Raw genomic sequence first — 19921 nt, forward strand, 5'->3', positions numbered from 1 at the left:
GTCAAACAGTGGCCGGCACGGCGGTCACGGGGACCGACGGACGCGCGGCATGGGGATCGTCCAGGGGAATGGCGGGGTTGACCGGGCGCGCGCCGCGCACCGTCATCCACACGTTCCAGGCCATGACGAACACACCCGACAGGAACAGCGTGCCACCCAGCAGGCGGATCAGGTAATACGGGACCCGCGTCTTCAGTTCTTCGACGAAGCTGTAGACCAGCGTGCCGTCGCTTGCGGTGTCGCGCCACATCAGGCCTTGCTGCACGCCGGCGATCCACATGGCGGCGATGTAGAGCACCACGCCGATGGTCGCGATCCAGAAGTGCAGTTCGATGGCCTTCACGCTGTACATCTTTTCACGGCCGTAGAGGCGCGGGATCAGGTAGTAGAGCGAGCCGAAGGAAATCATGGCGACCCAGCCCAGCGCGCCCGAGTGGACGTGGCCGATGGTCCAGTCCGTGTAGTGCGACAGCGCGTTGACGGTGCGGATCGACATCATCGAGCCTTCGAAGGTAGACATGCCGTAGAACGACAGCGCCGTCACCATGAACTTCAGGATCGGATCGGTGCGCAGCTTGTACCAGGCGCCCTGCAGGGTCATGATGCCGTTGATCATGCCGCCCCACGACGGCGCCAGCAGGATCAGCGAGAACGTCATGCCCAGCGACTGGGTCCAGTCGGGCAGCGAGGTGTACAGCAGATGGTGCGGGCCCGCCCACATGTACGTGAAGGCCAGCGCCCAGAAGTGGACGATGGACAGGCGGTAGGAATAGATGGGGCGGCCCGCCTGCTTCGGCACGAAGTAGTACATCATGCCCAGGAAGCTGGTGGTCAGGAAGAAGCCCACGGCGTTGTGGCCGTACCACCACTGCACCATGGCGTCCTGCACGCCCGCGTACGCGGAGTAGGACTTCCACAGCGTGACCGGCATCTCGATGTTGTTGAAGATGTGCAGGATGGCGATCGTGAGGATGTACGAGCCGAAGAACCAGTTGGCCACGTAGATGTGCTTGGACCGGCGCTTGATGATGGTGCCGAAGAACACGATGGCGTAGGCCACCCAGACCAGCGTGATCAGGATGTCGATGGGCCATTCCAGTTCGGCGTATTCCTTGCTGCTGGTGAAACCCATGGGCAAGGTGATGGCGGCGGCGACGATGACGATCTGCCAGCCCCAGAACGTGAACGCGGCCAGCGGGCCACAGAACAGGCGCGCCTGACAGGTGCGCTGGACCACGTAGTACGACGTCGCGAACAGCGCGCTGCCGCCGAACGCGAAAATGACCGCGTTGGTGTGCAGCGGGCGCAGGCGGCCGTACGACAGCCACGCCGTGTCGAAGTTCAGTTGCGGCCAGATGAGCTGCGCGGCCAGAAAAACGCCCACGGCCATGCCGACGATGCCCCAGACTACCGTCATGAGCGCGAACTGCCTCACGACCTTGTAGTTGAAGGTATCGGCCTTGCTTGCGATTGCGGCGCAATCGTTCATCACCTTCCCCTAAAGAGAAACAAATAGATCCAGGCTGTAATGATGGGGGTTGGCGCGTAAACGGACGTTGATATGGATCAAACCCTACTGGCCGTGCAGGGGAACACGCGGTCGGCGCAACGGACCAATGCCGCCGGCGCGACGGAAAACGCGGCCGCGGGCGGCCTCAGCCGCGGCCGGCGGGCCCGCTGTCGTCGTCGCGCAGGATGGCTGTGCCGGCTTCGTCGGTATCGTCGTACTGGCCGTTGAAGACGGCCCACCAGAGGGACACGCCGATGACCAGCACGAACAGCAGGGACAGGGGCAGCAGCAGGTAGAGGATGGTCATGGAGACGCTTCCAGCGCGGTGCCGGGAGGCAGGTCGCCGGACCAGTCGCGGCGGCACAGGCGCCAGGAGTTGTAGGCGACCGCCAGCGACGACACCAGCATGGTGATGGCGGCCAGCCACGGCGTGACCCAGCCGGCCAGCGCCAGCGGCGTCATGAGCAGGTGCCAGACCACCGAGCCGTGGAGGTTCTGGCGGGCCTTGCGCCGCGCCTCGGCCAGCAGCGCGTCGAGCGCGGCGTCGGGCATGTTGGGATGGGCGGCCAGCGCGGAGTGCGCCGAAGCCATGGCGGTGGGCACCGCCATCGACATGGCGCAGGGACAGCTCATCACCAGCAAGGCCACCATCACGGGGATGCTGTGCGTGGGGTCGATGTAGGCCCAGGCGGCCGCGGCGGCGAGCGCCAGCGCGACCTGGACCATGACGAAGCGCGAGGCCAGGCGGTCGGCGCGGGCGCCGAGTTCGAGGCGCTGCGCCTCGATGCGTTCATGGCGCAGTCCGCCGGCCGCGCCGCCGAAGGACTGGCGGGCGCACAGTTCGAGGTAGCGCGCGGTCAGCAGGAAGGCCACGAACATCGTGACCGAATCGAAATAGACCTCGCCCCGGCCGGTATAAGTGGCGTGGACGCTGGGAATGAAGGCGGCGACGATGCCCAGCGCCACCGGCACGTCCATGCCGGCGCGGCCCTGCCGCAGGTTGCCGCCCGCGTGGCGCCAGATGGGCCACGCCGAATACAGGACCACCGGAACGGTCAGCGCGAAGCTGGCCCAGTTCATCAGCACGATGGCCCAGTCCAGGGTTTCCAGGGCGTCCGCCGGTATGCCGTCATTGCGCAGGTAGCCGGGCCAGGCGAACATCATGACCTGCATCATCGCCAGCCACGCCAGCGACAGGCGCACCAGCGCATGGCGGCGCTGCTGGCGGTCGGCCTGGGACAGGCCGGCCGGGACGGCGAAGATCGATTTTGCTCGCATGCGCCGATGGTAACCAGCGCGGCGAGCCCATGCCTTGATCTGAATCAAGGCGCCCGGTCCGGCTTGCCGGACCCCCGTCCCCGGGCGTCCGCCGGAATCAGGGGCGCTGCCGGCCCAGCACGCCGGCCACGGCCCGCGTCAGGCTGGCCAGGTCGTCCTCGCCGATGGTCAGCGCCGGGGTCAGGTAGACCACGTTGCCGAACGGCCGCACCCAGACGCCGGCCTCGACCAGGCGCCGCTTGAGGGCCTCGCGGTCGGCGATGCCGTCCAGCTCCACGACCCCGATGGCGCCCAGCACCCGCACGTCCCGCACCCAGTCCAGTTCGCGGCACGGCTCCAGCCCCGCCGCCAGGCCGGCGGAGACGGCGCGGGCCTGTTCCAGGCGCGGCTCGGTCTCGAACAGGTCCAGCGAGGCGTTGGCCGCCGCGCAGGCCAGCGCGTTGCCCATGAAGGTGGGGCCGTGCATCAGCGCGTGGGACGGGTCGTCGGACCAGAAGGCGTCGAACACCCGGTTGCTGGCCACCGTGGCGGCCAGCGGCAAGGTGCCGCCGGTCAAGGCCTTGGACAGGGTCAGGATGTCGGGCCGGATGCCGGCCTGTTCGAACGCGAACATCGTGCCCGTGCGTCCGAAGCCGGTGAAGATTTCGTCGAAAATCAGCAGCAGGCCGTGCCGGTCGGCCAGGCGGCGCAGCCGCCGCAGCACTTCCGGATCGTGCAGCAGCATGCCGCCCGCGCCCTGCACCAGCGGCTCGACCAGGATGCCGGCCAGACGCTCGCCGTGGAGGTCGAGGTGGGCTTCGAGCGCGGCCAGTTCGGCCTCGCCGCGCGGCAGGTCGACGATGTCGTGTTCGGCCAGCATGCCCCGGTACAGGCTGTGCATGCCCTCCTCCGGATCGCACACCGCCATGGTGCCGAAGGTGTCGCCGTGGTAGCCGCCCCGGAACGCCAGGAAGCGGCTGCGGCCGCGCTCGCCCTGGTTCAGCCAGAACTGCAGGGCCATCTTCATGGCCACCTCGACCGCCACCGAGCCCGAATCCGTATAGAAGACGCGGTCCAGCCCCGGCCCGAGCAGGCCGGCCAGCCGGCGCGCCAGGGTCAGCGCCGGTTCGTGGGTCAGCCCGCCGAACATCACGTGCGGCATGGCGTCCAGTTGCGCGCGCACCGCCTGCGCGATGTGGGGGTGGTTGTATCCGTGGCAGGCGGTCCACCAGGAGGCCACTCCGTCGATCAGGCTGCGGCCGTCGGCCAGTTCGAGACGGCTGCCGCGGCTGCGCGCCACGGGCAACGGCGGCGTCGCGGTCTTCATCTGGGCATAGGGAAGCCAGATGTGGGGTTGGCCCCGGGCCACCCAGTCGGGCGTGTGCATGGATCACCTCCTGAAAGCCGGCGCAGGCCGCGCCCGCGCCGGCGCGTCCGGGCAAGGGCGGCTTGCGCCTCCACTACAATGGCCCGCATTCTACGGCCTGGCGCGGACACCCCCGCCCGCCCGGCCGCCGCAGGGCAGATCGATGTCAAAGCTGGATTCGCTATTTTCCTCCGAGTTGGCGCGGGCCGAAACGCGCCGCGTGCGCCGCCGCCTGCGCACGGCCACCGCCGCCGCCCCCGGGCGCATCGTGCTGGGCGGCGCGCCCGTCCTGAATTTCTCCAGCAACGACTATCTCGGGCTGGCCCGGCATCCGCTGCTGGTCGAGCGCGCCCGCGAATGGGCGGCCCGCCACGGCGCCGGCGCCCAGGCCTCGCGCTTGGTCTGCGGCAACCTGGACCTGCACGAACAGGTGGAAGCCAAGCTGGCCCGGCTGAAAGGCACGGAAGCCGCGCTGCTGCTGGCCTCGGGCTGGCAGGCCAACGCCGCCGTGCTGCCCGCCCTGCTGCGCGCCGCCGCCGGCCAGGGCGACGTCGAGCTCTACGCCGACAAACTCAACCACGCCAGCCTGCATCACGGCTGCCAGGCGGCCGGCGCCCGGCAGATCCGGTTCCGGCACAACGACCTGGACCACCTGGAAAGCCTGCTGGCGGCGCGGGCGGAAGCGGCGGCGGGCAAGCCCGTTGCCCGCTTCATCGTCACGGAAAGCGTGTTCAGCATGGACGGCGACCGCACCGACGTGGCGCGCCTGGCCGACCTGGCCGACCGCTACCAGGCCTTCGTCTACCTGGACGAAGCGCACGCCACCGGCGTGCTCGGCCCCGGCGGCATGGGGCTGGCCGGCCTGGCGCCAGGGCGGATCGACCTGGCCATGGGCACGTTCAGCAAGGCGCTGGGCGGATTCGGCGCCTACGTGGCCGGCTCGCGCGCCTTGTGCGATTACCTGGTCAACGCGTGCTCCGGCTTCATCTATACGACGGCGCTGCCGCCCGCGGTGCTGGGCGCCATGGACGCCGCGCTGGACCTGGTGCCCGCGCTGGACGCCGAGCGCGCCCGGCTGGCGGCCGCCGGCGACCGCCTGCGCGCCGCCCTGCGGGAGATGGGCCTGGACACCGGCGCCTCGTCCACCCAGATCGTGCCGGCCATCGTGGGCGACGAAGCCCGCGCCCTGGAGATGGCGTCCGGGCTGGAACGGCGCGGCCTGCTGGCCGTGGCGATCCGCCCGCCCACCGTTCCCGCCGGCACCAGCCGCCTGCGCGTCACGCTGAGCGCCGCTCACCGAGACGCCGACGTCTCGCGGCTGATCGACGGCTTCGCCGCCGTGCTGGCGTGATGCGCGGGTCCTCCATGGCGGCGCCGGCCGCGCGCCCCACCCTGCTGTTCGTCCACGGATGGGCCTTCGACGCCTCGGTCTGGGCGCCCTTGCGCGCCGAGCTGCGCAACTGGCCGCAGGCGGTCTTCGACGCAGGCTACTTCGGTCCGGCGCAGGAGCCGGACCTCGCCGGACCGGCCATCGCCATCGGCCACTCGCTGGGCGCGCTGCGCCTGTTGCGCCGCCTGCCGCAAGACTGCGCGGGACTGGTTTCCATCAACGGATTCCCGCGCTTCACCGCCGGGCCCGGCTTCGAGGACGGCGTGCCGGCCCGCATGCTGGACCGCATGGGGAAGCGCCTGTCCGCGGACCCCGCGGCGGTGCTGCGGGACTTCCGCCTGCGCTGCGGCGCGGCGGAGCCCTTCGGCGAACCCCGGATCGAGGCGCTCGGCCGCGACCTGCGGGCGCTGCGCGACGACGACCAGCGCGCCGCGCTGGCCGCGCTGCGCGTGCCGCTGCTGGTCCTGGCGGGCGGGGAAGATCCCATCGTGCCGGCCCCGATGACCCGGGCGGCCTTCGCGGATCGTCCCGCCGGCGATCTGCATTGGCGCGAAGGCGGCGGCCACCTGCTGCCGGTCTCGGACGCGCCCTGGTGCGCCGGGCACATCCGCGCCTTCATTGCCCGCGTGGCGCCCGGGGCATGACGCAGGCGCCGCGCAACGCCCGGGTCGGCGCGCGCTTCGGCGCGGCCGCCGGCCGCTACGACGAGCATGCCCCCGTGCAGCGCATCGCGGCCGAACGCCTGGCCAGCGATATCGCCCTGCTGCCCCTACCCCGGTTTCCGCGCATCCTGGAGGTCGGCTGCGGCACCGGCCTGCTGACCCGGGCGCTGGCGCGCCGCCTCGGATCCGCCGACTGGACGGTGACGGACATCTCCCCCGGCATGCTGGCGGCGGCGCAGCGCCACCCGCCCTTGCCCGGAACGTCCCGCTACCAGTTGCTGGACGGCGAGCACCCGCTGGGGCTGCCCGGCGGCTACGACCTGATCTGCTCCAGCCTGGCGGTGCAATGGTTTTCCGACCTGAACGCCGGCCTGGGCCGGCTGGCCGCGATGCTGGCCCCGGGCGGCTGCCTGGCGGTGGCGACGCTGGCCGACGGCACCTTCCGCGAATGGCGGGCGGCCCATCTCGCGGCCGGCCTCGGCGCGGCCACGCCGCCCTATCCCGCCGCCGCCGCCATCCGTCCGGACATGGGCAATCTGGCGGGTGGCGTCCGGAGCGAGCGCCTGATACATAATCATCCTGACGGCCTGCATTTCCTGAAAGGCCTGAAAGGCATAGGCGCCACCACGCCCGCCCCAGGAAGCCGGCCGCTCAGCGCGGCCGGGCTGCGGCGTGTGCTGGCGGCGTTCGACGAACAAGGAGCCTCGGTGACGTATCACCTGGCCTACGGTATGTGGAAGAAAAACAACCAGCGCCCCACCGGGGTTTTCGTGACCGGCACCGACACCGGCATCGGCAAGACGCTCGTCTCCGCGATCCTGGCGCGCGCCTGGAACGCCGACTACTGGAAACCGGTGCAAACCGGCGTGTCCGAGGAACCGGGCGACACGGAAACCGTCGCGCAACTGGCCGGGCTTCCGCCCGAACGCCTGCACCTGCCGGCCTATGTGCTGCAGGCGCCGCTGTCGCCCTGGGCGGCGGCCACGCTGGAAGACGCCGTGGTCGACGCGACCAGCATCGTTCCGCCCGCCACCCAGGCGCCGCTGATCGTGGAAGGAGCTGGCGGGCTCTACGTGCCCATCGACGACACGCACATGATGATCGACCTGATCGCGCGGCTGGGGATGCCCGTGGTGCTGGCGGCGCGCAGCGGCCTGGGCACCATCAACCACACCCTGCTCAGCCTGGAGGCGCTCAAGCGCCGGGGCGTGCCCGTGCTGGGCGTCATCATGAGCGGCCCGCTCTCGGCGGGCAACAAGGAAGCCATCGAGCGCTTCGGCAACGTGCGCGTGCTGGCCGAGATTCCCCCGCTGTCCAAGGTCGATGCCGAGACGGTCGCGGCCCTGGCGCGGGGCATCCCTCCCTTGGACGATTGCCTGGCCGCGCTGGGCGGCGCTCCGGCGGTCGCGGGCTAGCCTGCCGCGGACGATTCCACCGCCGTCACTATCCAGGCATCCGGCCGGATGCTGGATTTCTTCAAGACCTGTGAATGGGATTCGGCAATGCCGCGTGACAGCTACAACGACCTGCTTGCGTTCATCCAGGTGGCACAGCAAGGCAGCTTCACGCGGGCGGCCGCGCAAATGGGCGTGTCTCCGTCCGCCCTCAGCCATGCCATCCGGGCGCTCGAAGCCCGCCTGGACGTCCGCCTGCTGACCCGCACCACGCGCAGCGTCTCCGTCACGGAGGCAGGCGAACGGCTGCTGGCCAGCGTTGCGCCGCACTTCGAGGACATCGACGCCGAACTGGCGGCGGTGAGCGAATTGCGCAAGAAGCCATCGGGACTGGTCCGCATCACGGCGGCGGAATTTCCCGCCACGTACCTGATATGGCCCAAGCTGTCCAAGGTTCTGCCGGATTATCCCGACATCGCCGTGGAGGTGACGGTGGACTACAACCGCACCGATATCGTCTCCGAACGCTATGACGCGGGAGTGCGCCTGGGCGACGAGATCGCCAAGGACATGATCGCGGTCCGCATCAGTTCCGACATGCGCATCGCGGTGGTTGGTTCGCCCGCCTACTTCGCGGGCAGGCCCCCGCCGAAGAAACCCCACGACCTGGCCGAGCACAACTGCATCAACCTGCGTCTGCCCACCCACGGCGGACTCATGGTCTGGGATTTCCGCAAGGGCAAGCGCGAACTCAAGGTGCGCGTGACCGGGCAGTGGATCTACAACAGTATTTCGCCCATCGTGCGCGCGTCGCTGGCCGGGCAGGGCCTGGCCTTCGTGCCCGAGGACGCGGTGGCCGAGCACATCGCCGAGGGCCGGCTGGTCCGCGTGCTGGACGACTGGTGCCAGCCCTATACCGGCTACCACCTTTACTACCCCAGCCGTCGGCAATCGTCGGGGGCCCTGGCCGTCATCGTCGAAGCCCTGCGGCATCGGGAGCCTCCCCGCAAGCCCGGCAAGACTGCGAAACCGAAGCGCCCTTCGGCATCGTAGGCGCGTCCGCGCGCCCGTTCCCGTATTGCTGAATTCAATTCAAAACCGAATGCGGGATTTTGGACTTAATCAAAACAGTCCGGCCCTCTAAGATTTCCTTCGTCAAGACAGATCGGGCGCAGGCCATCCACATGCTCATGAAGCACGCGGGGTCTGTGTGGATCACAGGAAGGAAATCCCATGAGAAAGAACCTCATCGCCGCGGGCGCGTCGATCATGATGATGGGCGCGTCTTCAGCGCACGCCCAAGGCATCCGGATCGCCCCCGCGGGCACGACCCCCACCGCCCTGGGCCCGGCGCGGAACTTCAGCGGCCACGTGGCGGTGGACATCAAGTCGGCGGGCGACAGCGGCAGGCACGGCAGTGTCGGCATGGTCGATTTCGCGCCCGGGGCGCGCACCGCATGGCACACCCACCCGGTGGGCCAGTTGCTCATCGTCACCGACGGCCAGGGCTGGGTGCAGGAAGACGGCCAGCCCCGGCGCGAGATCAAGGCGGGCGATACGGTCTGGATCGAGGCCGGCGTCAAACACTGGCATGGCGCGGCACAGGCCAACGGCATGCGCCACCTCGCCATCGCCTACATGAAGGACGGCAAGAGCGCGGACTGGAAAGAGTTGGTGAGCGATGAGCAATACAACGCCCGCTAAGCGCGGCGCCGTCGCGCTCGCATTCGCCTTGGCCGCGCCATCCGGCCTTGCCGCCGCACAATCCCCTGGCGTTCAGGAACCGCGTGCCATGACGACTACCCAGCCGGCCTCGGACACCTTGTCCGCCAGGCAGCAGGCCATTCCCCTGATCGCGTCTTTCATGGCCGCGAGCGACATGCCCAGGCTCAATACCGCCCTGAACCAGGGCCTGGACGCCGGGCTGACCATCAGCGAGGCCAAGGAAATCCTGGTGCAGCTCTACGCCTACGCCGGCTTCCCCAAGAGCCTGAACGCGCTGGGTGAACTGCTGACGGTGGTGGACGCGCGCAGGCAGCGCGGCCTCCAGGACGCGCCGGGGCGCGAACCCAGCCGGCCCGTGCCGACAGGCGATGCGCTGCTCGCGGCCGGTACCGCCAACCAGACGAAGATTTCCGGCGCGCCGGTCAGGAACGCAGTGACGGACTTCGCCCCGGTCATCAACCAGTATCTGCAAGCCCACCTGTTCGGCGACATCTTCGAGCGCGACAACCTCGATTGGCAAAGCCGTGAACTGGCCACGGTCGGGGCGCTGGCCGCCATGCCTGGCGTGGAGCCGCAGTTGCGCTCGCACATGGCCGCCAGCATGCGCGTGGGCCTGACGGCCGCGCAATTGCGCCAGTTGACGCAGGTCCTGGCCGAGCGCGGCGACGCGCAGGCGGCCAAGCGCGCGAGCGAGGCGCTGACACAGGCGCTTGCCGCCGCCCCGCGGCACCCATCCCACTTGCAAGGAACCCTCCCATGAAACGCACCGTCCTGAAGGCCACCCTCATGGCCGCAATCGTCGGCGGCTCCGGCGGCCCGGCGCTCGCCGAAGACTACCGGCAGAACCCGTTCACCCTGGCCTACGGCGGCGCCATCGCGAAGAACGAACCGGGCAAGGTCAACATCCACCCTGTCAAATACAGGCTGGGCGGCCTGGACATTGCCGCCAACGTCTATACCCCGGCCAACTACGATCCGAAGAAAAAGTATCCCGCGATCGTCGTGGCCCATCCGAACGGCGGCGTGAAGGAACAGGTCGCGGGCCTGTATGCGCAGCGCTTGGCCGAACAGGGCTACATCACGATCGCGATGGACGCGGCGTACCAGGGCGGAAGCGGCGGCCAGCCGCGCAACGTAGACAAGCCCGCCTATCGCACCGAGGACATCCACGGCGCGGCGGATTTCATCACCCGGTATGCGGGCGTGGATGCCGAGCGTCTTGGCCTGCTGGGCATCTGCGGAGGCGGCGGCTACTCGTTGGCGGCGGCGAAAACCGACAAGCGCTTCAAGTCGGTGGCGACGCTGAGCATGTTCAACTCGGGACGCGTTCGCCGCAATGGCTTCGAAGACTCGCAACTGAACACCATCCAGGATCGCTTGCGGCAGGCTTCCGAGGCGCGTGCGCAGGAAGCGGCGGGCGGCAAGGTTCCCTATGTCGGAGGCGGCGCCGCGGCGACCGATGCGCAGATCGCCGCGATGCCGTTCGAGATGTACCGCGAGGGCACCGTCTATTACGAACGCACCCACGGCCATCCCGACTCCGGCGCCTACCCCAATTCCGGCGGCGCCTACACGGTGAGCAGCTTGCTGGACCTGATGCGCTGGGACGCCACGGACCAGATCGACCTGATCGACCAGCCGTTGCTGATGATCGCAGGCGGCAAGGCCGACAGCCTGTACATGAGCGAGGATGCGTTCGCCAAGGCCACCGGCGCGAAGGACAAGGAGCTGTTCAAGATCGACGGCGCCACGCACATCGAGACCTACTGGGTTCCCAAGTACGTGGATGCGGCGATGGGCAGGCTGACGGCGTTCTACGCGAAGAATCTGTAGCGCTGGCTGGATTCATTCATCCGAAAAAAAAGGGTGCCCGAAGGCACCCGAAATCCACCCTACAACAGCAACTACAACTGCATAACTCTCCTGCGATGCTTACGCGGCCTTCTGGGCCTTGCCGTGCTCGAACTGGGCTTCCTCGGTGGAGCCCGTCAGCGCGGTGGTCGAGGACTGGCCGCCTTCGATCGTCTGCGTGACGGCGTCGAAGTAGCCCGTGCCCACTTCGCGCTGGTGCTTCACGGCGGTGAAGCCGAGGTCGGCGGCGGCGAATTCCTTCTGCTGCAGTTCGACGAAGGCGCTCATCTGGCGGCGGGCGTAGCCGTGGGCCAGTTCGAACATGCCGTAGTTCAGCGCGTGGAAGCCGGCCAGCGTGATGAACTGGAACTTGTAGCCCATGGCGCCCAGCTCGCGCTGGAACTTGGCGATCGTGCCGTCATCCAGGTTCTTCTTCCAGTTGAACGACGGCGAGCAGTTGTACGCCAGCAGCTTGCCCGGGAACTGGCGATGGATGGCCTCGGCGAACTTGCGGGCGTATTCCAGGTTGGGCGTGGACGTTTCGCACCAGATCAGGTCGGCGTAGGACGCATAGGCCAGGCCGCGCGAGATCGCCTGGTCGATGCCGGCGCGGGTGCGGAAGAAGCCTTCCACGGTGCGCTCGCCGGTGATGAAGGGACGGTCGTTCTCGTCCACGTCGCTGGTCACCAGGTCCGCCGCGTCGGCGTCGGTGCGCGCCAGCAGCACGGTGGGCGTGCCCATCGTGTCGGCCGCCAGGCGGGCGGACACCAGCTTGGCAACGGCTTCGCGGGTGGGCACCAGCACCTTGCCGCCCATGTGGCCGCACTTCTTCACGGAGGCCAGTTGGTCTTCGAAGTGCACGCCGGCGGCGCCCGCCTCGATCATCGCCTTCATCAGTTCGAAGGCGTTCAGCACGCCGCCGAAACCGGCTTCGGCATCGGCCACGATGGGCGCGAAGAAATCGATGTAGCCCTCGTCGCCGGGGTTCTTGCCTTCCATCCACTGGATCTGGTCGCAGCGGGAGAGCGAATTATTGATGCGGCGGACCACCTGCGGCACCGAATTGGCGGGGTACAGGGACTGGTCGGGGTACATCTCGCCGGCCAGGTTGGCGTCGCCGGCGACTTGCCAGCCGGACAGATAGATGGCCTTCAGGCCGGCCTTGACCTGCTGCATGGCCTGGTTGCCGGTCAGGGCGCCCAGCGAATTCACGAACGGCTCGCTGTGCAGGAGTTCCCACAGGCGGGTGGCGCCGCGGCGCGCCAGCGTGTGTTCCACGCCGATGGAGCCGCGCAGGCGGATGACGTCCTCGGCGCTGTAGTCGCGCTTGATGCCTTGCCAGCGGGCGTTCTCGGCCCAGTCCTTCTGCAGATTGCGGATTTCGGTTTCGCGGGTGCTCATGGTGATGCTCCTGGTCAGTGATGGGAAAGACTTCAAAAGATTCGCGTCTTGCATTGCGTGAATCGTTGGACAAAGTCTATGCCTCTGCTGCAGAGCAAGGTGAGCCGATGTCTTATAGAAGACGAAAAATATTACTCATTAATATCAATAAGTTATAAACATCATTCCGTATTACGAAACGCAATTGTCGTCTGTGAAATGGGCTGGCGCTGCTGCGCAGCAGGCACTTTCATATGGCGAAGGTTACATTTCACAATGCGGAAAATGACGCACTTTCCGACCGCCTACAATGCGTCCATTCCCCCTGCTTTCGTGATTCCGCCATGACTTTGTCCCACGGCCCGCTCGGCCAGAGCGTGTCCTACGTCTCGCAATACGACCCGACGCTGCTCTTTCCCATCGCGCGCTCGCATAATCGGGCGGCCTTGAACCTCGCGGCCGGCAAGCTGCCGTTCACGGGCGTGGACTTGTGGAATGCCTATGAGTTGTCGTGGCTGGACGCCAAGGGCAAGCCCCGCATCGCCATGGCCACGTTCTCGGTGCCGGCCGACAGCCCCAACATCATCGAGTCCAAGTCGTTCAAGCTCTATTTGAATTCGTTCAACCAGACCCGGCTGGTCAATTCGGCCGCGTTGCGCGGCCGACTGGAACGCGACCTGAGCGCCGCGGCGGGCGCTCAGGTCGGGCTGGATTTCTTCCTGCCCCAGCGCTTCTCCGAATTGCACATGGGCGAACTGGACGGCATCTATATCGATAAGCTCGACATCGAGATCGACACCTACGAGCCGGCGCCGGAATTGCTGCGCACCCGGCCCGGGGATACCGTCGAGGAAACGCTGGCGTCGCGCCTGCTGAAGTCGAACTGCCCCGTGACGGGGCAGCCGGACTGGGCCAGCGTGCAGATCCGCTACCGCGGCGCGCCGATAGACCGCGAATCGCTGCTGCGCTATATCGTGTCGTTCCGCCAGCATGCGGAATTCCACGAACACTGCGTCGAACGCATCTTCACCGACATCATGCGGGCCTGCCGGCCCGAGCAACTGACCGTCTATGCTCGCTATACGCGCCGCGGCGGCCTGGACATCAATCCGTGGCGCAGCAATTTCGAGGCGGCGCCCACGGCGGACCTGCGCACCGTCCGCCAGTAGGCGCCCCTCCCCGCGAGCCCCTTACTTCAGGAAGGGTTCGGGCCGCGGCGTGTCGTCTTCGGACGGCGGCAGCACCGGGTACTGGATCGCCGGCTGGTCGCCCGTCAGCGTCTTCAGGAACGCCACGATCTGCGCGTTCTCGTCCGGCGTGAAGGTCCGGCCCAGTTGCAGCCGCCCCATCACGTCCACCGCCTGCGTCAGCGTGGCGGCCTCGCCGTCATGGAAGTACGGATAGGTCAGCGCCACGTTGCGCAAGGTGGGCACCTTGAAGTTGAAGCGGTCGGCGTCCTTGCCCGTGACCCCAGCGCGGCCTTCGGCCTTGTTGTCCGTCTGGTAGGGCGCGACCAGGCCCATCTTCTGGAACGAATTGCCGCCCACCGCCACGCCGTTGTGGCAGGCGACGCAACCGCTGTTCTTGAACAGCTCGTAGCCGGCCAGCTCGCGCACCGTCAGCGCCTTCTTGTCGCCGCGCAGCCATTGGTCGAAGCGCGAATTGGGCGTCACCAGCGTTTCCTCGAACGCGGCCAGCGCGCCGGTCACTTCCTCGATCGTGATTCCGTCCTTGCCGAAGACCCGCTTGAACTCCGCCCGGTAGCCGGGGATGGAATTCAGCACCTGGATGGCCAGTTCGTGCGTGGACGCCATTTCCATGGGATTGGCGATCGGGCCGCCCGCCTGCTCGCGCAGGTCCTTGGCGCGGCCGTCCCAGAACTGGGCGATGTTCAGGCTGGAATTGAGCACCGTGGGCGAATTGATCGAGCCCTGCTGCCATTTATGGCCGATGGAGGCCTTGAGGTTGTCCGAGCCGCCCATGGCCAGGTTATGGCAGGAGTTGCAGGAAATCGCGCCGGACCGCGACAGGCGCGGATCAAAGAAGAGCTTCTTGCCCAGCTCCACCTTGGCCGGTTCCTTGACCACGGCCGGCTCCACCGGCTGTATCGGTTCGTCCGAGGCCGCCGCGGCCAGATTGTTCCAACAGCCCAATGCGATCCCTGCCGCCAGCAATATGCTTGCCTTACTCATTTTCTTCTCCTGGGTAATAACCTTTTGAGTTGCATGGTCATTACATCAGGCTGAAGCCGGCCAGGCTTTGCGTCGCATCAAATGGCCGCCAGGGTCGCGGCCGGCGTGTTCAGGAACGGGCGGCGGCTCCGCTGGCCGCGGCGGGTTCCGCCCGCCGCGCCTGCACCGCGATCCACTGCGCCAGAAGGGCCGCCGCGGCGAACGCCACGCCCGCGCCCACCCAGGGGCCCTGGCGCATGCCGGCATCCAGCAGCAGGCCGAAGGCCAGCGGCCCCAGGGCCGAACCCACGTCCATGCCGGAATAGACCAGCCCGTAGACGGAGCCCGTGGAGCCCTTGGGCGTCACGCGGCGGATCAGCATGTCGCGCGAAGGCGCCGCCACGCCGGAGCAGAAGCCGGCCAGGCCGACCACGGGCGCGGCCAGCACGGCCGGCACCAGGCCCAGCGCCAGCACCACCAGGGTCAGGCCCGCCAGGATCAGCGCCACCATGACGGTGCGCTCCGTGCGCGGGTTGGCCGACACGAGGAAACCGCCGGCGGCCATGCCGACGGCCGAAGCCACCATATAGCCCGACAGCGCCGAGCTGGCGGCGACCTTGGACAGGTCGTACAGTTGGCCCAGCAGCGGGATGGTGTAGTTCTGCACCGACGACAGGGCGATGGAGGTGCAGGCGAAGAACAGGAACGCGCCCCACAGGGCCGGCTTGGACAGCAGCGTGCCCAGCGTGGCCAGCACGCCTTCCTGCGGCTTGGCGGCCGGCCTGGCGGCGGGCTTGGCGGCCTCGGGCCCGGCCGGGCCTTCCTGCGGCAGCGGGCCGCCGAGCAGGTCGCGCCCCAGCACGGTCAACAGCAGCACCAGCGCGACCAGGCCGGCCGCGCTGTAAGCCGCCACCCGCCAGTCGGCCAGCAAGGTGATGGTCGTCATGAACACGGGCGTGAGCGCCCAGCCCAGGTTGCCCGTCAGCCCGTGCGCGGAAAACGCGTGGCCCAGCCGCGGCGCGGTGATGCGATGGTTGATGATGGAATAGTCGGCCGGATGGAAGACGGAATTGCCGATGCCGCCCACCACGGCCGCCGCGATCAGCATGGCGTAACCGTTGGCCGACCCGATCAGCAGCCCCGACAGCACGAAGCACGCCAGCCCGAACCACAGCACCGGCCGCGCGCCGATCCGGTCGACGACGAATCCCGACGACGCCTGCCCGATGCCGGACACCACGTAGAAGGTGGAAACCAGCAGCCCCAGGCGGGCGAAGTCCAGCCCGAAGGCGTTGCCCAGGGAAACGTAGAGCGACGGCAGGACCAGTTGGAAAAAGTGCGAGGAAGCGTGGGCCACCCCGATCAGCAGGATGATCTTCCAGTCGCGCCGGCGGACGGAGGCGTCCATGGCCAAAGTATTCGCAGCGGTGTTCATCGCAAAAAAGGCCGCGGGCGGCGGCAAGGTGCGCGGCGCCTGCGGCGCCTTGCGGGTTGTCTCCGGCGGCGTCCGGAGCCGGACGCCGCATTCTAGGTATCGCGGGGCGGACCCCGGTAATGCAAAACCGACTACAGGGCCTTTTCGCGGATGGCGGGCCAGGCGCGCTGCAGGTAATACAGCATCGACCACACCGTCAGCACCGCCGCGACGACGATCAGCACGTCGCCCAGCAGCTTGGTGCTGACGCCGTAGACCGGCTGGTTATACAGCAGGCACGGAATCGCGACCATCTGCGCGGCCGTCTTGAATTTACCCAGTCTGTGCACCGCCACGCTGGCGCTGGCGCCGATCTTGGCCATCCATTCGCGCAGGGCGGAAATCGTGATTTCCCGGCCGATGATGATCAGCGAGATGAAAGCGTCGACCCGGCTGAGATCCAGCAGGACGATCAGCGCGGCGCAAACCATCAGTTTGTCGGCCACGGGGTCCAGGAACGCGCCGAACGCGGACGTCTGGTTCCAGCGGCGCGCCAGCCATCCGTCGAACCAGTCCGTCAAGGCCGCGATGATGAAGGCCCAGGCAGCCAGGGTGTCGCGCATGGGAACGGACATCCAGCTATCGGGCAGGTAGAACAGCCCGACCACCAACGGAATCATGGCGATGCGCAGCCATGTCAGGATAATGGGTACGTTAATTGGCATAGTGTTCGTATGCTAACAGCAAGAGGAGGTCCCCCCCCGAAGCGCCGGAGGCGCTTCCCCCCCAGGGGGGCGCCTCTGCGGACCGGCGGAGCCGGATCCGCGCGGCCTGGCTTGGGGGAGTGGTTGTGTGCGTAGAGGTTGCCTCGAAGGGATATGCGGGAGCGACGGATGTTGAACCGTCTCCGCAAGAATGGCGTGGGGGCCCACCTTACCGCAGCGCTTCGTAGATGCGGATGGCGAGGTCCTGGGAGATGCCGTCCACGGACGCCAGGTCTTCGATGCTGGCGGAGGCCACGCCGGAGAAGCCGCCGAAGCGGGCCAGCAGGCGCTGGCGGCGGCGGGCGCCGACGCCTTCGATTTCCTCCAGGCGGGACACGTTGCGCGCCTTGGCGCGGCGCGCCCGCATGCCGGTGATGGCGAAGCGGTGGGCCTCGTCGCGCACCTGGGCGATCAGCATCAGCGCGGCCGATTCGCCGCCCAGCGCGACCGGCGGACGTTCGTCGGCGAAAACCAGGGTTTCCAGGCCGACCTTGCGCCCTTCCCCCTTGGCCACGCCCACCAACGTCTGCACGTCCAGGCCCAGCTCCACGAACACCTTGCGCGCCACTTCCACCTGGCCCTTGCCGCCGTCGATCAGCACCAGGCCGGGCATCGGCGCTTCGCCGTCGGCCACCTTGGCGAACCGGCGGGTCAGCACCTGGCGCATGGCGGCGTAGTCGTCGCCCGGCGTAATGCCGGCGATGTTGTAGCGGCGGTAAAGCGAAGGCTGCATGTCGTGGTGCTCGAACACCACGCAGGACGCCTGCGTCGCCTCGCCGGCCGTGTGGCTGATGTCGAAGCATTCGATGCGCAGCGCGTCCAGGGCCGTTTCGTCCGTATCCAGTTCCAGCGCCTCGGCCAGCGCCAGCGTGCGGGCCGCGCGGGCCCCGGATTCGGTCAACGCGCGCGCCAGGGCCATCTCGGCATTCTTTCCGGCCTGTTCCAGCCATGCCCGGCGAGTGCCCTGTGGACGCGTCAGCACCCGCGAGGGCCGGCCGCCGGCCTGCTCCACCAGCAGGTCGATCAGGCCTGAATCCGGCAGCGCGTGCGAACAGACCAGCACGGGCGGCAGCGCGTTGTCGGTGTAGTGCTGGGCCACGAAGGCTTCCAGCACCTGCGGCGCCGCCTCGCCCTCGGCGTGCGAGGGGAAGAAAGGCTTGTCGCCCAGGTGGCGGCCGCCGCGCACCATCGCCAGGTTCACGCAGACCTTGCCGCCGGCGATCGCCACCGCGATGATGTCGGTGTCCTCGCCGCTGACGTTCTCCATGGTCTGCTGGTGCAGCACGCGCGCCAGCGACCCCATCTGGTCGCGCAGCGCGGCGGCCTCCTCGAAGCGCAGTTCGCTGGAAGCCTGCAGCATCCGGCTCTCGATCTCGCCCATCACGTCCTTCGCTTCCCCGTTCAGGAAGCGCACGGCGCGCCCCACGTCGCGCTCGTATTCCCCGGCCTCGATGGCGCCCACACAGGGCGCCGAACAGCGGCCGATCTGATGCAGCAGACAGGGCCGCGAACGGTTGGCGAAGACCGTGTCTTCGCAGGTGCGCAGGCGGAACACCTTCTGCAGGATCTGGATGGTCTCGCGCACGGCCCAGGCATTGGGAAACGGGCCGAAGTACTGGCCGCGCTTGTTGGTGGCGCCGCGGTAATAGGCGATGCGCGGCCAGGCATGGCCGGTGATCAGCAGGTACGGGTAGGACTTGTCGTCGCGGAACAGGATGTTGTAGCGCGGCTTCAGGCTCTTGATGAGGTTGTTTTCCAGGATCAGCGCTTCGGCCTCGGAGCGCGTCACGGTCACTTCCAGCCGCGCCACCTTCGCCACCATCTGGGCGATGCGGGGGCTGGCCAGGTTCTTCTGGAAATACGACGAGACGCGCTTCTTCAGGTCGCGCGCCTTGCCGACATACATGACCTCCCCGGCCGCATCCAGGTGCCGGTACACGCCCGGCAGGTGCGGCAGGTCAGCCAGGAACGATTTGAGATTGAAGTCGTCGGGCATTCTGGTAACGGGTTTCGGCCTGCAGGGTGTCCCAGTCCGGCGCGTCGAAGCGCGGCATCAGGCGGCGGATGCGGGCCACGGACTCGGGCGGATGCTCGAACTCCAGGCGCGACAGCAGTTCGTCCGCCAGGTCCGGCCGGTTGCATACCAGCACCATATCGCATCCGGCGCCCAGCGCGGCCTTGGCGCGGGCCAGGATGTCGCCCGCCACCGACGCCCCTTCCATCGTCAGGTCGTCCGAGAACACCACCCCGTCGTAACCCAGGCGCTTGCGCAGGATATCCCGCACCCAGCGCTTGGAAAAACCGGCCGGATGGCGGTCGACCTTGGGATAGATCACGTGCGCGGGCATCACGGACGGCAGCACGGCGTCGCCCAGCCAGGCGTACGGCGCGCCGTCTTCCTCCAGGATACGCGCAAGCGGCCGCTCGTCCACGGGAATCTCGTGGTGCGAATCGGCCTCCACGAAGCCATGCCCCGGGAAATGCTTGCCGCAGGCCGACATGCCGGCCAGTTGCAGGCCCTGGATCAGCGCGCGCGACAGCATGGCGACCACGCGCGGATCGCGGTGGAAGGCGCGGTTGCCGATCACCTTGCTGACGCCGTAGTCCAGGTCCAGCACGGGGGTGAAGCTCATGTCCACGCCGCAGGCCCGCAGTTCCGCCGCCAGCACGTAGCCGGCCTCGGTCGCCAGGCGCATGGCCAGGAGCGGATCCCGGTCCCACAGCGCGCCCAGCTCGCGCATCGGCGGCAGCGGCGTGAAGCCGTCTTCGCGGAAGCGCTGCACGCGGCCGCCCTCGTGGTCCACCAGGATCAGCAGCGGCTCCTTGCGGGCCTTGTGGATCTGGCGAGTCAGGGCGGTCAACTGGCGGCGGCTTTCGAAATTGCGGGCGAAAAGAATCACGCCGCCGACCAGCGGATGGCGCAGGCGCTTCTTTTCTTCCTTCGTCAGCGCGTATCCCGCCACGTCGACCATCACGGGGCCGGGCGGCAGGACCGCCCTGGATTTCTTCTTGGCCATGTCAGGGTGTCCTTCTGTCT

At 68.1% G+C, this 19921-nt stretch carries 18 protein-coding genes; 8 read left to right on the top strand and 10 right to left on the bottom strand.

Annotated elements, in window-relative coordinates; all coding sequences use genetic code 11:
- Position 1: 1 nt before the first annotated feature.
- From ccoN to WHX56_RS24575, 4 genes are all read right to left on the bottom strand, one after another.
- Positions 2 to 1489, bottom strand: coding sequence for a cytochrome-c oxidase, cbb3-type subunit I (ccoN, locus tag WHX56_RS24560; RefSeq protein WP_129239926.1), 1488 nt, complete (start codon positions 1487 to 1489; stop codon positions 2 to 4).
- 166 nt (positions 1490 to 1655) lie between these two features.
- Positions 1656 to 1817, bottom strand: coding sequence for a cbb3-type cytochrome oxidase assembly protein CcoS (gene ccoS, locus WHX56_RS24565; protein ID WP_129239925.1), 162 nt, complete (start codon positions 1815 to 1817; stop codon positions 1656 to 1658).
- Entirely contained in the window at positions 1814 to 2788 is a 975-nt protein-coding gene (locus WHX56_RS24570) for a hypothetical protein (RefSeq protein WP_338879248.1), read from the bottom strand. The genes ccoS and WHX56_RS24570 overlap by 4 nt, the downstream gene beginning before the upstream one ends.
- 97 nt (positions 2789 to 2885) lie before the next feature.
- Positions 2886 to 4154: an adenosylmethionine--8-amino-7-oxononanoate transaminase gene (locus tag WHX56_RS24575; RefSeq protein ID WP_338879249.1), complete on the bottom strand. Its 1269-nt coding sequence runs from the start codon at positions 4152 to 4154 to the stop codon at positions 2886 to 2888.
- A 142-nt stretch (positions 4155 to 4296) separates the two neighbouring features.
- Here WHX56_RS24575 and bioF point away from each other — a divergent pair, with 142 nt between their 5' ends.
- The 7 genes from bioF (at position 4297) to WHX56_RS24610 (ending at position 11137) form a co-directional block, all read left to right on the top strand.
- Positions 4297 to 5484, top strand: a complete 1188-nt coding sequence (bioF, locus tag WHX56_RS24580; RefSeq protein ID WP_287755494.1) for an 8-amino-7-oxononanoate synthase — start codon at positions 4297 to 4299, stop codon at positions 5482 to 5484.
- Positions 5484 to 6167, top strand: a complete 684-nt coding sequence (locus WHX56_RS24585; protein WP_422393618.1) for an alpha/beta fold hydrolase — start codon at positions 5484 to 5486, stop codon at positions 6165 to 6167. Before bioF ends, WHX56_RS24585 begins: the two co-directional genes overlap by 1 nt.
- Complete coding sequence (gene bioD, locus WHX56_RS24590) at positions 6164 to 7600, top strand: dethiobiotin synthase (protein WP_338879250.1); 1437 nt, start codon at positions 6164 to 6166, stop codon at positions 7598 to 7600. The genes WHX56_RS24585 and bioD overlap by 4 nt, the downstream gene beginning before the upstream one ends.
- An 87-nt stretch (positions 7601 to 7687) precedes the next feature.
- Positions 7688 to 8632, top strand: a complete 945-nt coding sequence (locus WHX56_RS24595) for a LysR family transcriptional regulator (RefSeq protein WP_129239920.1) — start codon at positions 7688 to 7690, stop codon at positions 8630 to 8632.
- Positions 8633 to 8812: 180 nt separating this feature from the next.
- Positions 8813 to 9283: a (R)-mandelonitrile lyase gene (locus WHX56_RS24600; protein ID WP_338879251.1), complete on the top strand. Its 471-nt coding sequence runs from the start codon at positions 8813 to 8815 to the stop codon at positions 9281 to 9283.
- On the top strand, positions 9261 to 10064 hold the full coding sequence (locus WHX56_RS24605; RefSeq protein WP_338879252.1) for a carboxymuconolactone decarboxylase family protein: 804 nt from the start codon (positions 9261 to 9263) through the stop codon (positions 10062 to 10064). Before WHX56_RS24600 ends, WHX56_RS24605 begins: the two co-directional genes overlap by 23 nt.
- Before the next feature lie 26 nt (positions 10065 to 10090).
- Positions 10091 to 11137, top strand: a complete 1047-nt coding sequence (locus tag WHX56_RS24610; RefSeq protein ID WP_287755499.1) for an alpha/beta hydrolase — start codon at positions 10091 to 10093, stop codon at positions 11135 to 11137.
- 99 nt (positions 11138 to 11236) lie between these two features.
- On the opposite strand, the gene aceA is transcribed toward WHX56_RS24610, so the two are convergent.
- The gene (gene aceA, locus WHX56_RS24615) at positions 11237 to 12556 is read right to left on the bottom strand and encodes an isocitrate lyase (protein ID WP_129239916.1); all 1320 of its coding nucleotides are present in this window, start codon (positions 12554 to 12556) and stop codon (positions 11237 to 11239) included.
- A gap of 323 nt (positions 12557 to 12879) precedes the next feature.
- Between aceA and queF the strand changes: the two genes are divergently transcribed.
- Positions 12880 to 13704, top strand: coding sequence for an NADPH-dependent 7-cyano-7-deazaguanine reductase QueF (queF, locus tag WHX56_RS24620; protein ID WP_287755498.1), 825 nt, complete (start codon positions 12880 to 12882; stop codon positions 13702 to 13704).
- Positions 13705 to 13725: 21 nt separating this feature from the next.
- Here queF and WHX56_RS24625 read toward each other — a convergent pair whose 3' ends face one another.
- The 5 genes from WHX56_RS24625 to nagZ all read right to left on the bottom strand — a co-directional run bounded on the left by WHX56_RS24625 (position 13726) and on the right by nagZ (position 19901).
- Positions 13726 to 14727 (bottom strand): cytochrome-c peroxidase, encoded by a 1002-nt coding sequence (locus tag WHX56_RS24625; RefSeq protein WP_129239914.1) that lies wholly within the window; start codon positions 14725 to 14727, stop codon positions 13726 to 13728.
- A 109-nt stretch (positions 14728 to 14836) separates the two neighbouring features.
- On the bottom strand, positions 14837 to 16141 hold the full coding sequence (locus tag WHX56_RS24630) for an MFS transporter (protein WP_129239913.1): 1305 nt from the start codon (positions 16139 to 16141) through the stop codon (positions 14837 to 14839).
- Positions 16142 to 16272: 131 nt separating this feature from the next.
- On the bottom strand, positions 16273 to 16845 hold the full coding sequence (pgsA, locus tag WHX56_RS24635) for a CDP-diacylglycerol--glycerol-3-phosphate 3-phosphatidyltransferase (RefSeq protein ID WP_129239912.1): 573 nt from the start codon (positions 16843 to 16845) through the stop codon (positions 16273 to 16275).
- A gap of 208 nt (positions 16846 to 17053) precedes the next feature.
- Positions 17054 to 18880, bottom strand: coding sequence for an excinuclease ABC subunit UvrC (uvrC, locus tag WHX56_RS24640; RefSeq protein WP_129239911.1), 1827 nt, complete (start codon positions 18878 to 18880; stop codon positions 17054 to 17056).
- On the bottom strand, positions 18843 to 19901 hold the full coding sequence (gene nagZ / locus WHX56_RS24645; protein ID WP_338879253.1) for a beta-N-acetylhexosaminidase: 1059 nt from the start codon (positions 19899 to 19901) through the stop codon (positions 18843 to 18845). Before nagZ ends, uvrC begins: the two co-directional genes overlap by 38 nt.
- Positions 19902 to 19921 lie beyond the last annotated feature (20 nt).

This window comes from Achromobacter veterisilvae (assembly GCF_037619525.1).
Lineage (GTDB): Bacteria > Pseudomonadota > Gammaproteobacteria > Burkholderiales > Burkholderiaceae_B > Achromobacter > Achromobacter veterisilvae.